Origin of the sequence: Rathayibacter sp. SW19 (assembly GCF_030866825.1) — a bacterium.
In the GTDB taxonomy this organism is placed as follows: domain Bacteria; phylum Actinomycetota; class Actinomycetes; order Actinomycetales; family Microbacteriaceae; genus Rathayibacter_A; species Rathayibacter_A soli.
Genome location: NZ_CP133020.1, coordinates 2,754,849 through 2,767,335 on the forward strand (window position 1 = coordinate 2,754,849; position 12,487 = coordinate 2,767,335).

Below are 12,487 nucleotides of genomic sequence, written 5' to 3' on the forward strand. Positions count from 1 at the left end.
TAGCCTGGATCGCGATGACTCTTCGGCCCGCACGTATGCTGGCGGCACTCCCTCTGCTGCTGGCGGCCGGCCTGCTCGGCGCGTGCACCCCGATCGTGACGATGACGGCGGCGCCGGACTCCAACAATCCCGGGTGTGCGGAAATCTCCGTGCGGCTGCCAGACAGCATCGCCGGCCATGCGCAGCGGGACACGGATGCGCAGGCGACGAGTGCGTGGGGCAGCCCTGCTGTCGTGCTGCTACGCTGCGGCGTCCCTCCGATCGGCCCGACCACCAAGCCGTGTCTGACGGCCAACGGCATCGACTGGGTGCTCGAGAACGATCCGCTCTCCTCCGCGCTGCGCTACATCACCTTCGGGCGCGTCCCGGCGACGGAGGTCGTCATTCAGCACGGAGGTGGCGGAGTCTCGGACGCGAGCGTGATGGCCGACCTCGCCAGCGCGATCGGCAGCGTTCCTCAGTCGAAGAACCTCAGGTGCGTCACGGCCGCCGACGTACCGGCGCCGACGCCCACCACCAACCCGACGGCCACCACAAGCCCCACTCCCAGTCCCTGATCGAGCAGCACCGCAGTCTATTCGGGGTGCTCCGACAGGCTCAGCGTCCGGCCGTGCGGGCGAGCGCAACGTCGATCAGCTCGTCGATCAACTGCGGGTAGGCGAGCCCGCTCGCCTGCCAGCACTTCGGGAACATCGAGATCGGCGTGAATCCCGGCATCGTGTTGATCTCGTTGATCACGAAACCGTCTGCGGTCAGAAAGAAATCAACTCTGGCGAGTCCCTCGCCGCCGATCGCGTCGAACGCCCGGACCGCAAGCGACTGCATCAGAGCGAGCTCGCCTGCGCTCAGATCCGCAGGGCACACCAATTCGACGCCCGGCGCGTCAAGGTACTTCGCGGCGAAGTCGTAGAAGTCACGGCCCGAGACGACGATCTCTCCGGCGACGGATGCGCGCGTCGCCTCCCCCGGCCGACCGCCGAGCACGGCGATCTCGACCTCGCGCCCGACCAATCCGCTCTCGATCAGCACCTTGTCGTCCTCGGCCAGTGCCGTCTCGATCGCGTGCGGCAGCTGCTCGATCGCGGCGACCTTCGTCACACCGACGCTGGAACCTGCCCGCGCCGGCTTGACGAACAGCGGCAGGGTGAGCTCAGCTGCCGCCGCAGCGACGGCATCCGGATCGCTGCTCCAGTCGAAGGCGGACACCGTGCGCCACGCGGCCACAGGAAGCCCAGCATGCTGCAGCACGGTTTTGGTGAAATGCTTGTCCATGCCCAGAGCGCTCGCGAGTACACCACTGCCGACGTAAGGCAGGCCGACCAGTTCCAGCATGCCCTGGAGTGTTCCGTCTTCGCCCCACGGGCCGTGCAGGATCGGAAACACGATGTCGACATCGCCGAGCACGCGCTCCGACCCGTCAGGTTCATGCACAGTCAACGTGCGCGAGGTGGCACTCTCCGGCCAGCGCACGCGCGTGCCGTTGTCGATGACGACGGGCATGGCAATCGGATTCAGCGCGAACGCCGCGGCATCGTCGCGTTCAAGCACGTATTCGCCATCGCGCGTGATTCCCACGGGAATCACGTCGTAACGCTCGCGATCAATCGCCGCGAGAACTCCGCCGGCCGTTGCGCAACTGACCGAGTGCTCGCTGGAACGCCCCCCGAAGAGAAGTACGACCGCGATCTTGTCCGCCATCCGCGGTCCTTTCACCCTGGGGTTCGTCCGAATCCGTTGTCAGATGCGGCGCGATGTCTTTCGGATCGAGCGTACCCGCAAGCACCCTGCTGACCTGTTCGACGATGGGCATCGCCACGCCGCGTGCGCGTGCGAGCTCAAGAATCGGGGCGACGGATGCCAGGCCCTCTGCTGTCTGGTTCATCTGTCTGACCACCTCGTCGAACGCGTAACCCTGGCCGAGCAGGCGGCCCGCCGTGTTGTTGCGTGACAGCGGGGACTGACAGGTCGCGATCAAGTCGCCGAGGCCCGCCAGCCCGGCAAGCGTGTCGGGCATCGCGCCGTGCGCCACAGCGAAATCCGTCATCTCGACGAGCCCACGCGTGATGATCGACGCCTTCGTGTTCTCGCCATAGCCGACGCCATCGACGATGCCGATGGCGACGGCGATCAAGTTCTTGAGCACGCCGCCGAACTCGGTTCCGATGACATCTGTGTTCACGAACGATCGGAAATATCGATTTGTCGCCAACAGAGCGACGGCCTGCGCGGTTTCAAGACTCACCGATGACACGACCGCGGCAGTCGGCTGTTCCCGCGCGATTTCCAAGGCAAGGTTCGGGCCGGAGATCACGGCGATGCGCGAAGGATCAATCGGCAGCTCTTGTGCGATCACCTGGCTCATCCGCAGCCCGCTCCCCCGCTCGACCCCCTTCATCAGGCTCACGATGGGCGCACCCTGCGGCAGGAGCGGTTCGACGGCAGACAGGTTTTCACGCAGCGATTGGCTCGGGATCGAGACGAACACCTGCTCGGCACCATCCAGCGCGTCGGCAAGCACCGTGGTCGCCCGAACGCTCGGTGGCAGATTGACACCCGGCAGATACTGACTGTTTCGGCGTGCCTCTGTGATCTCGTGCGCGATCTCTGGCCTGCGGGCCCAGATGATGACCTCGCTTCCGGCGTCGCCCAGAATCTTCGCGAAGGTCGTTCCCCAGCTGCCGGCGCCCAGCACCGCGACACGGTGCGCCGGGAGTGATCTAGCCCTCAAAGCGGCCCGTCTCCTTCTGGTCATGCGCCGCCGGATTCCAACGCTCTGCTGGAGCCTTTTCACCGCGCACACCTTCGAGCAGGCCGGTGACATCCTGCATGATCACGTTCGTCGCGGCGGCAAGCGTGCCCGCGTTCAACGGCTTGTCGCGGAATTCAGACAGGTCCACCGGGTCACCGAACACGACCGTCACGGTTTTGCGCGGAAAGAAGCTGATCTTTTTCGAGTATCGTGCCATCACCTGCTGGGAGCCCCAGTGCGCGACCGGAATCACCGGAATGCCGTGTTCAAGCGCCATTCGCGCGGCACCGGTCTTGCCGCGCATCGGCCACAGGTCCGGGTCCCGGGTGAGCGAGCCTTCCGGGTAGATGATCACGCACTGCCCGCGTTCGACGAGTTTCTCGGCCGCCAGCAGCGGTGCCCCCGTGCGGCTTCGGCCGGCGCGCTCGACCGGGATCTGGCCGGATTTCGTCAAGAGCCAGCCGACGACGGGCACGCTGAACAGGCTCGCCTTGGCCAAAAACCGTGGTGCTCGACCGAGCTTCCACACGGCAGCAGCCACGATTACGGGGTCGATCTCGGTGTAGTGGTTCGGAGCGATCACGAATGCGCCGCGCACCGGCAGTTTCTCGCGATCGATGATGCGATAACGAACCATGAACCACAGTGGCGGCAGCACCAGTGCGGCCAGGATCCAAAAGGCCGAAGGGCGCCCCTTCTCAGAGCTGGGCCGGCGCGCGGAGGATGTAGGCACCCGCCTATTATCCTTCGAGAACGAAGTCGGCTCCCAGCAGTTCGAGCTTCTCGATGAAGTTCTCGTACCCTCGCGAGATGATTCCAACGTTGCTGACGGTGGATGTTCCCTCCGCAGTCAGAGCCGCGATCAGGTGACTGAAACCGCCGCGCAGGTCGGGGACCTCGATGTCGGCGCCGTGCAGCGTCGTTGGACCGGCAATCACGGCTGAGTGGTTGAAGTTGCGCTGACCGAACCGGCACGGATGCCCGCCCAGGCATTCTTTATGAATCTGGATGGTCGCCCCCATCTCCACCAGCGCGTCGACGAACCCGAACCGCTGCTCATACACCGTCTCATGCACGATGGAGACGCCCTGCGCCTTGGTCAGGGCCACCACGAGCGGCTGCTGCCAATCCGTCATGAAGCCCGGGTGCACATCCGTCTCGATCACGACCGGCTTCAACTCGCCACCGGGATGGTAGAACCGGATGCCGTCGTCACTGATGTCGAACGCACCACCGACCTTGCGAAAAACGTTGAGGAAGGTGAGCATCTCGGCCTGGCGAGCCCCGCCGACGAAGATGTCGCCGCCGGTGGCCAGCGCTGCCGCAGCCCAGCTGGCGGCCTCGTTGCGGTCGAACAGAGCCGTGTGGCTGAAGCCGCTCAGCCGGTCCACCCCTTCGATGCGGATGACGCGGTCGGTGTCGACCGTGATGATCGCACCCATCTTCTGCAGGATGTTGATCAGGTCCATGATCTCAGGCTCGATCGCCGCACCCTTGAGCTCGGTGATACCCTCGGCGCGCACAGCCGTTAGCAGCACCTGCTCTGTAGCGCCGACGCTCGGGTACTCCAGGTGAACCTTCGCGCCCTTCAGACCGTTCGGCGCGGTCATCCGGATGCCGCTGGGCAGCTTCTCGACGATCGCACCGAAGTTGCGCAGCACCTGCAGGTGGTAGTCGATCGGGCGGTCGCCGATGCGACATCCGCCGAGGTCGGGGATGAACGCCTCGCCGAGCCGGTGCAGCAGCGGGCCGCAGAACAGGATCGGGATGCGGCTGGAACCGGCGTGCGCGTCGATGTCGGCCATGTGCGCCGTCTCGATGCCGCTCGGGTCGAGCACGAGCGTGCTGCCATCGGCAAATGCCGTCACCTTGACGCCGTGGATCTCCAAAAGCCCACGCACGACGCGCACATCACTGATGTCGGGCACATCCCGCAACTCACTCGGCGTATCGCCGAGCAAAGCGGCGACCATCGCCTTGGTGACGAGGTTCTTCGCCCCCTTCAACCTGATGCTCCCCCTGAGCGGGCGACCACCGTGGATGGTGATCTTTTCTGCGGTCAGTCCCACTCGGGCACCTGCGGCTTGAGCATCTTGAAGAAGTGAGTTCACGTAGTTTTCACCGGTATTGTTTTGGGCCGCCAGCTTTCGCGGCGGGCTTCGAATTCTGTGATCTGCGCTTCGTTACGCAATGTCAGGCCGATGTCGTCCAGGCCCTCGAGCAACCGCCACCTAGTGTAATCGTCAATCTCGAAAGAAACGGTCAGGCTGGCGATGGTTGCTGTACGCGCAACCAGATCGACCGTCGCCTCTATTCCCGGGTTCGCCTCGATCGCGGCCCACAGCTTCTCCGCGTCTTCCTCGCTGATCAGGCCTGTCAGCAGGCCCTGCTTACCAGAGTTGCCACGGAAGATGTCGCCGAATCGCGGGCTCAGCACCGCGGTGAAACCGTAGTCGCGCAGTGCCCACACGGCGTGCTCCCGAGAGGATCCTGTGCCGAAATCGGCGCCGGCGACCAGGATCTTGCCTGCTTTGTACGGCTCCTGGTTGAGCACGAACTCCGGGTCTTTGCGCCACTCGTGGAAGAGGGCGTCTTCGAATCCGGTCTTTGTGATCCGCTTGAGGAAGACGGCGGGGATGATCTGGTCCGTGTCGACGTTCGAACGACGGAACGGGACAGCAACACCGCTGACGGTTGAAATCTTTTCCATTATGCCTGTGCTCCTTCGTCGTCGTTGGTCGAGTAGCGAGGAACGAGCGTATCGAGACCACCGTCGCCGGATCTCGATACGGCGGCTCCTTCGTCGCGGCCTACTCGATCACCGGAATGCTGAACATCCCACGGGCTGGACAGCGTTCCGCGAATGGCTGTGGCTGCCGCGACAACAGGCGACACCAGATGGGTGCGCCCGCCCTTGCCCTGACGACCCTCGAAATTGCGGTTCGACGTCGACGCGCAGCGCTCCCCCGGTGCCAGCTGGTCGGGGTTCATACCGAGACACATCGAACAGCCGGCGAAGCGCCACTCTGCGCCGAACGCTTCGATGATCTTGTCGAGGCCCTCCGCCTCCGCCTCGAGGCGCACCCGCGCCGAGCCGGGCACGACCATCACTCGCAAACCCTCCGCCTTCTTCTTGCCCTCGATGATCGATGCGAACGCTCGGAGGTCCTCGATTCGGCTGTTCGTGCACGAGCCCATGAACACCGTGTCGACGCGGATGTCTTTCATCCTGGTCCCCGGCGCCAAATCCATGTATGCGAGGGCACGCTCTGCCGCTGCTCGATCGTTTGCATCGGCAAACTCACTCGGGTGCGGGATTGCCTCGCTGAGCGGCACACCCTGACCGGGGTTGGTGCCCCAGGTGACGAATTGCTCGAGATTGTCGGCGTCGATGAACACTTCGGCATCGAATTCTGCGTCGTCGTCTGTGACAAGCGTCTTCCAATACTCGAGCGCATCGTCCCAGTCCTGGCCGGCGGGCGCGTGCGGGCGGCCCTTCAGGTAGGCGAAGGTGGTCTCGTCCGGCGCGACCAGGCCTGCGCGCGCTCCCGCCTCGATCGACATGTTGCAGATCGTCATCCTGCCTTCCATAGACAGGGCACGGATGGCGCTTCCGCGGTACTCGAGTACGTAGCCCTGCCCGCCGCCGGTTCCGATCTTCGCGATGACGGCCAGGATGATGTCCTTCGCGCTGACTCCGGGCCGCAATTCGCCTTCCACGGTGATCGCCATGGTCTTGAACGGCTTCAGCGGCAACGTCTGCGTGGCCATGACGTGTTCAACCTCGCTCGTTCCGATGCCGAAGGCCATTGCGCCGAACGCGCCGTGTGTCGATGTGTGGCTGTCGCCGCAGACCACGGTGATCCCCGGCATGGTCAAACCCAACTGCGGGCCGACCACATGCACGATGCCCTGCTCGATGTCGCCGAGAGAGTGCAGGCGCACACCGAACTCTGCGCAGTTCGAGCGCAATGCCTCGATCTGAGTGCGGCTCGTGGCGTCCGCGATCGGGCGATTGATGCCGATCGTCGGGGTGTTATGGTCCTCTGTGGCAATGGTGAGGTCCGGTCGCCGCAGCGGGCGCCCAGCCATGCGCAGACCGTCGAATGCCTGCGGGCTGGTCACCTCATGAATGAGATGCAGATCGATGTAGATGAGGTCAGGCGACCCGTTCTCACCCTGCACGACGAGGTGGTCGTCCCAAATCTTCTGCGCGAGTGTGCGCGGGCTGCGCGCGGTGTCCGATGCCGTGTTCATGTGCTCAGGGTAGCATCGGATTCTGACTTTGGTGGACCAAGTTGGTATACCAGCCAAGGGGCTGATGCTTTTATCCGCGATGGGTACCGTCGAGCAGCACCGTGTAGCCTGGCGCACTGGCGGCCGACGCCCTGGCATTGCTCCCGTTGTCCCCCAGCCGGGACTCAACCACGATCACCGTCACGTTGTCACGGCCGCCTGCTGCAACTGCCTCATCGACGAGCAGGTCGGCCAGCGAACGGTTTGAATCGTCATCGCTGCCCCTCACGCTCCCTCCACCCGCCAGGATTTCGGCGATCTGCTCATCGGTGAGCTCTTTGCACAGCCCGTCCGAGCAAATCAGAAACGTCTGGGTTCCAGCGGCGGGCACGAGCCAGATATCGACGTCGACGGAGTCGGCCGCGCCGAGCGCGCGCGTGATCACGTTGCGGTCGGGATGCGTTGCAGCCTCTTCCTCGCTGATTGCGCCGGCATCGAGCAGTTCCTGCACCGCCGAATGATCGACAGTGAGTTGGGTCAGTGTGCGTCCATCCCAGTCGTAGACCCGAGAATCGCCGACGTTGACGATCATCCAGTGCTGAACATCCGCCTCGCCGTCGTGCAAGAGCACAACGCCGGTGAGCGTCGTTCCCGCGACTGCCACCCCGCTGTCGTCACAGGCAGACAGCGCACGCACCGCCCTGTTGGACGCGGCTACCGCGTCGAGAACGTCGTCTCGCGTCGGCGCGGCTCCTGCCGGAATGCGTTCGGCGAATATACGTACGGCCTCCTGACTGGCCTTCTCACCGCGGGCGTGCCCTCCCATGCCGTCCGCGACGAGGAAAACCGGTGCACGCGCAATGAGGCTGTCCTCATTGACGGTCCTGACTGCGCCCGTGTCAGAGCGTGCACTGACCGCAAGAGTTCCGCTCACTTACGTCGATTCCTTTCGCGTGCGGGCCCGCTGTCCGAGGCATCAGTCGTGCCTGCCTGATCTGGCTGAAAGCGCATCTTCAACAGACTTGCAATCGTAGCGATCAGCATCGCGCCGACAATCACCCCGAGCGACAGCAGAGTGCCGATCTCTGGGGCCCATTCAACAGGATTTCCACCGTTGATGAACGGCAACTGATTTTCGTGGAGGGCGTGAAACACCAATTTCACACCGATGAATGCCAGGATCACGGCGATGCCGTACTTCAGGTAGTGCAGTCGTTGTAACAGATGTCCAAGCAGGAAGTAGAGCTGCCGCAACCCCATCAGTGCGAAGACATTCGCCGCGAAAACCAGGAACGGACTTGTTGTGATCCCGAAGATCGCGGGGATCGAGTCGACTGCGAACAACAGATCGGTCGTGCCGATGGCCGCGAATACGATCAACATCGGGGTGAACAACCGTCGTCCGGCAACCGTCGTGCGCAGTTTCGTGCCGTCGAAATCGTGGGAGATCCGCAGCCGCCGACGCAAGAATCGGATGAATCGATCATCTTCGTCGTTGGCAGTCTCCGAGCTCACCGCCTGATGCACCGCCGTGTAGAGCAGGAACACGCCGAAGATGTAGAAAATCCAGCTGAAATTCTCGATCAGCTGCGCGCCGAGCACGATGAAGATCGCGCGTAGCACCAGGGCGATGATGATGCCGACCATCAGCGTTTCCTGCTGAAGCTTCCGTGGCACGGCGAAGCGCGCCATGATCAAGACGAACACGAACAGATTGTCGACGCTCAAGCTGTATTCGGTGAGCCAGCCCGCAATGAATTGCCCGGCGTGTTCTGCGTCACCGAGCAGCAGAATGCACAGCGCGAAGACCAGCGCGAGTGCGACATAGAACGAGATCCAGATTCCGCATTCCAGCGGCGAAGGGATGTGCGGCCGCTTGAGCACGATCAGCAGATCGGCGAGCAGGATCAGACTGAGAACGGCGAGCGAACCGATTTCAAACCAGAGCGGCAGGGCGAGCTCCATGCGAAGCCTTCCGAAGTCGGGAGCGCACGACTAACCGACCACGCGCTGACGGCAGCCGCAACGGGTTCGTCGCGGCTGCGAAAGTCTCTCCCGCATGATTCGAGACCATGCCGCCGCGCCCGGGGCCCGAACACGGCCCGTGATGACGATCGCGGCGTTGGCTCGCACGCGAGCCGTTGGGATACTCCCCTTCGTCCGACCAGTTTATCGGATGCCGCGCGCTTGGCGCTGACAATCGCCGCAGCATCCGTTGGTGTGCCGATCTTGAGCGCAACCCGTTACCGCCGTAGCGTTGGAGCACGATGGAGTGGTTTGGTGCGGAAGGCTACGAACTCGCTCGGCAAGTGTTGCAGCGCGGCGTGGCTGCGGTATTCCTGATTGCGTTCCTCTCGACGCTCGCGCAGTTTCCAGCGCTGCTCGGCGAGCACGGATTGCAACCGGCGCGCGACTTCCTCGACCGCGTCGGCGATTCCGGCAGACCGACGATCTTTCGTCGCCGCTATTCCGACAGGATGCTGCGCGCGACCGCTGTCGTCGGTGCGGCGATCGCTCTCAGCCTGGTGGCCGGCCTGCCGCAACTCGGACCGGCATGGCTGCCGATGGCCGCTTTCCTGCTGATCTGGGGAGGCTATCTCTCGATCGTCGATATCGGCCAGACGTTCTACGCATTCGGCTGGGAGAGCCTGCTCCTCGAGTCGGGATTTCTCGTCGCATTCCTCGGCTCGAACGAAACCATCCCGCCGGTCACGATCATCATCTTCGTGCGCTGGCTCGTCTTTCGGGTCGAATTCGGGGCGGGTTTGATCAAGTTGCGCGGCGACCGCAGTTGGCGAGATCTGACCGCGCTGTATTACCACCACGAAACACAACCGATGCCGAATCCGCTCAGCTGGTATTTCCACCACTTGCCGAAATGGATGCACCGTGGCGAGGTGCTCGGCAATCATTTCGCTCAACTCATCGTGCCGTTCTTCCTGTTCGCCCCGCAGCCGGTCGCGAGCATCGCAGCCGCGATCGTCATCCTGACCCAGGCGTGGTTGCTGCTCTCGGGCAACTTCGCCTGGCTGAACGTGCTGACGATGATCCTCGCGTTCTCAGCTGTCTGGGACCCGGCCGCACATCTGGTCATCCCGGCGATGCCGGCGCACACAGACACGCATCCGCCCGAGGTGTGGTTCATCATCGTGATCCTGGCCGTCACACTGTTCCTGGTCGTGTTGAGTTGGCCGCCGTTGCGCAACCTGTTCTCTCGCCACCAGCTGATGAACGCGAGTTTCAACCGCTGGCATCTCGTGAACGCGTACGGCGCATTCGGCAGCGTCACGAAAGAGCGTTTCGAGGTGATCGTCGAGGCGACCGACGCATCGCAACCGACGGATGCTGCAGTCTGGCTCCCCTACGAATTCCACGGCAAACCCGGCGATCCGGCGCGTCGCCCACGTCAATTCGCGCCATACCATCTGCGCCTGGATTGGCTGATGTGGTTTCTCGCTCTCGGCATGCGCAACGAAGCCTGGTTCCGGGTTTTCCTCGTCCGGCTGCTCGAGGCCGACCCTGCAACACTGCGGATGCTGCGCTACGCCCCGTTCGGCGCAGAACGCCCCCGTTGGGTGCGCGCCCGGATGTTCCGCTACCGATTCTCCAGTCGCGCCCAGCGGCGCACAGAACACGTGTGGTGGGTTCGGGAGGAAATCGGCATGTTGACACCTCCGATCTGCCTGCCGCCTGCTCGCAGCGAGTAAGGTCTGGGAACAACGCAAGGAGTGCCGATGAAGAAGACCGCCCTGGCCGCCGCCGCTCGTGAACAGTTGCGGGCCGCCACGGATTCGACGAGCGGTCGCGCCGCGCGCACCATCTACGGGGGCCACGATCAGCGGCTACGGCAGACCGTGATAGCGCTCACCGCCGGTTCAACTCTCGCCGAACACCGGAGCCCAGGCGAAGCGAGCATTCAGGTGATCGTCGGCAAGGTGCTGCTGGAGACCGCGACCGCCAGCTGGCAATTGCAGGCCGGCGACTTCCTAGATCTGCCGGCCGACCCGCACAGCGTCAGCGCAACCTCAGACGCCGCGATCCTTCTGACGGTCAGCAACGCCGCCTGATCCAGGCAGTGCGGGCCGCTTGTCAACGATCAGGGTCGCGTACGGGGCGTCGATTCCGGTCGCTCCGGCGAGTTCGCTCAGCGTCGTGGGGCGGTTCTGGGCCTCCACGAACTGTTGCATGAGCGTCCACGCCTGCTGAACGGCGGGCTCGTGAACATGCGGTGTCGCGTTCACCACGGCACCGTGCGGCCGAGGTAGTCGACATAGTGCAAGCCGCGGGCGCCGGCAAGTGCGTCAAGTGTCTTGACGACGTTAGGGATGCTCTCGTCAATGCGGAGTCTGGCCCCTGGGCCGCGCAGTTCCGTGCTCACCCAGCCAGGGGCCATGAGGACGAGGGTGCGGTGTCCGTCCCGGTGCCGTGCAGCATAGCTGCGCATGAAGGTGTTCAGCGCTGCTTTGCTCCCGCGGTACAACTCATGGCCTCCTCGCTCGTTGCCCGCTACGCTGCCTTGGCCCGACGACATCACTCCGATCGTGCCCGCAGCCTCGACGAGGTCGTGCAGCGCCTCGATCTGCGACCAGTCGGTGCCCCTCATAGGCTGACACTCACCTTTACTACGAACCGCGATGTCTCGATCCGACATCGCCGACCAAATACAGGCGAGAATTTTCAGCCGTGGAGCACGGAGGGTCTGCGTCTCAAGCAGCGGCGAAGCGGCGCGCTGAGCGCTCCTTCGCCTTCGCGGCCTCGACCTCGCGGTCTTTCGGCGGGGCGGTCGTCACGAGGTCGTCGAGCAGATGCTGGGTGAGGTGCGCGATCCCCGCGACGGCGCGGTCGAACGCCTCAGCGTTCGCCTTCGATGGCTTCGTTGTCCCGCTGATCTTGCGCACATACTGCAAGGCGGCCGCGTGCACCTCATCACTTGTTGCAGCTGGCTCGAAATTGTGGAGGGTATGGATGTTCCGGCACATACAAAAAGGCTACGCCTCGGGCTTCCGCAGCACGAGAGCGCTTCCCACTGTCTCCCTGGAAAGCCGGCGATTGTGACCCCAGGGGGACTTGAACCCGCGACTGAACGTGGTCTTTCTCGACGATGATCGCTGGGGCAGAATGAGGGAACCGACGAGAGGATGCTGACGTGACTTTTTACCTGATCTCCTTTCCCAGCGCGGCGATGGACCTCGATGAGTCTGAGTTCGCAGCAGCGGACCGCGATTCCCACGCGGTGATCGCCGAAATGAAGGCCGCAGGCGTGTACAGGTTCGGAGGTGGTATCGATGAGGACGTCGCTGCGGTCCAGGTTGCTGCGGATGGCACCGTCATTCAGCAGAGCTATCCGCAGAGCCGGGAGCTCAATGGCGGGATGACCATCATCGAGGTCGACACCCGCCAGGAGGCGCTCGAGTGGGCGCGCAAGACGACGGTCGGCTGCCACACGGTGCAGGAGCTTCGGCAGTTCATGGACGATCCGGAGAGCTGAGCGGAATGAGTCTG

Annotated in this window: 15 protein-coding genes; 4 read left to right on the plus strand and 11 right to left on the minus strand. The window is 63.8% G+C overall.

The genetic code is table 11. The annotated features are described in order from the left end of the window. The first annotated feature begins 14 nt into the window (after positions 1 to 14). Positions 15 to 557, plus strand: a complete 543-nt coding sequence (locus QU604_RS12785) for a DUF3515 family protein (protein ID WP_308465011.1) — start codon at positions 15 to 17, stop codon at positions 555 to 557. Between the two features lie 40 nt (positions 558 to 597). On the opposite strand, the gene QU604_RS12790 is transcribed toward QU604_RS12785, so the two are convergent. From QU604_RS12790 to QU604_RS12825, 8 genes are all read right to left on the minus strand, one after another. Further along, positions 598 to 1,698, minus strand: coding sequence for a D-alanine--D-alanine ligase family protein (locus QU604_RS12790; protein WP_308465012.1), 1,101 nt, complete (start codon positions 1,696 to 1,698; stop codon positions 598 to 600). Further along, positions 1,601 to 2,752 carry an NAD(P)H-dependent glycerol-3-phosphate dehydrogenase gene (locus QU604_RS12795; RefSeq protein WP_308465013.1) on the minus strand — a complete coding sequence of 384 codons (1,152 nt, stop codon included), beginning with the start codon at positions 2,750 to 2,752 and terminating at the stop codon, positions 1,601 to 1,603. Before QU604_RS12795 ends, QU604_RS12790 begins: the two co-directional genes overlap by 98 nt. After that, a complete protein-coding gene (locus QU604_RS12800; RefSeq protein ID WP_308465014.1) occupies positions 2,718 to 3,482 on the minus strand; it encodes a lysophospholipid acyltransferase family protein in 765 nt (254 codons plus the stop codon). Before QU604_RS12800 ends, QU604_RS12795 begins: the two co-directional genes overlap by 35 nt. Positions 3,483 to 3,489: 7 nt before the next feature. Then, entirely contained in the window at positions 3,490 to 4,860 is a 1,371-nt protein-coding gene (gene murA / locus QU604_RS12805; protein WP_308465015.1) for a UDP-N-acetylglucosamine 1-carboxyvinyltransferase, read from the minus strand. After that, the gene (gene leuD / locus QU604_RS12810) at positions 4,857 to 5,459 is read right to left on the minus strand and encodes a 3-isopropylmalate dehydratase small subunit (protein WP_308465016.1); all 603 of its coding nucleotides are present in this window, start codon (positions 5,457 to 5,459) and stop codon (positions 4,857 to 4,859) included. The genes murA and leuD overlap by 4 nt, the downstream gene beginning before the upstream one ends. Then, entirely contained in the window at positions 5,459 to 7,006 is a 1,548-nt protein-coding gene (gene leuC, locus QU604_RS12815; RefSeq protein WP_308465017.1) for a 3-isopropylmalate dehydratase large subunit, read from the minus strand. Before leuC ends, leuD begins: the two co-directional genes overlap by 1 nt. Positions 7,007 to 7,076: 70 nt before the next feature. Next, the gene (locus QU604_RS12820) at positions 7,077 to 7,919 is read right to left on the minus strand and encodes a PP2C family protein-serine/threonine phosphatase (RefSeq protein WP_308465018.1); all 843 of its coding nucleotides are present in this window, start codon (positions 7,917 to 7,919) and stop codon (positions 7,077 to 7,079) included. Next, a complete protein-coding gene (locus tag QU604_RS12825) occupies positions 7,916 to 8,950 on the minus strand; it encodes a TerC/Alx family metal homeostasis membrane protein (protein ID WP_308465019.1) in 1,035 nt (344 codons plus the stop codon). Before QU604_RS12825 ends, QU604_RS12820 begins: the two co-directional genes overlap by 4 nt. 302 nt (positions 8,951 to 9,252) lie before the next feature. On the opposite strand from QU604_RS12825, the gene QU604_RS12830 reads away from it, so the two are divergent. Both QU604_RS12830 and QU604_RS12835 read left to right on the plus strand, forming a co-directional pair. Further along, complete coding sequence (locus tag QU604_RS12830; RefSeq protein ID WP_308465020.1) at positions 9,253 to 10,692, plus strand: lipase maturation factor family protein; 1,440 nt, start codon at positions 9,253 to 9,255, stop codon at positions 10,690 to 10,692. 27 nt (positions 10,693 to 10,719) lie between these two features. Further along, complete coding sequence (locus QU604_RS12835) at positions 10,720 to 11,052, plus strand: cupin domain-containing protein (protein WP_308465021.1); 333 nt, start codon at positions 10,720 to 10,722, stop codon at positions 11,050 to 11,052. Here the strand turns inward: QU604_RS12835 and QU604_RS12840 are convergent. From QU604_RS12840 to QU604_RS12850, 3 genes are all read right to left on the minus strand, one after another. Next, positions 11,011 to 11,226 (minus strand): hypothetical protein, encoded by a 216-nt coding sequence (locus QU604_RS12840; protein WP_308465022.1) that lies wholly within the window; start codon positions 11,224 to 11,226, stop codon positions 11,011 to 11,013. The two genes, QU604_RS12835 and QU604_RS12840, sit on opposite strands and share 42 nt — an antisense overlap. After that, positions 11,223 to 11,588 carry a Rossmann-fold NAD(P)-binding domain-containing protein gene (locus QU604_RS12845; protein WP_308465023.1) on the minus strand — a complete coding sequence of 122 codons (366 nt, stop codon included), beginning with the start codon at positions 11,586 to 11,588 and terminating at the stop codon, positions 11,223 to 11,225. Before QU604_RS12845 ends, QU604_RS12840 begins: the two co-directional genes overlap by 4 nt. A 103-nt stretch (positions 11,589 to 11,691) precedes the next feature. Further along, a complete protein-coding gene (locus tag QU604_RS12850) occupies positions 11,692 to 11,964 on the minus strand; it encodes a DUF2277 domain-containing protein (RefSeq protein ID WP_308465024.1) in 273 nt (90 codons plus the stop codon). A gap of 167 nt (positions 11,965 to 12,131) precedes the next feature. On the opposite strand from QU604_RS12850, the gene QU604_RS12855 reads away from it, so the two are divergent. Continuing rightward, positions 12,132 to 12,473, plus strand: a complete 342-nt coding sequence (locus tag QU604_RS12855) for a YciI family protein (RefSeq protein ID WP_308465025.1) — start codon at positions 12,132 to 12,134, stop codon at positions 12,471 to 12,473. Positions 12,474 to 12,487 lie beyond the last annotated feature (14 nt).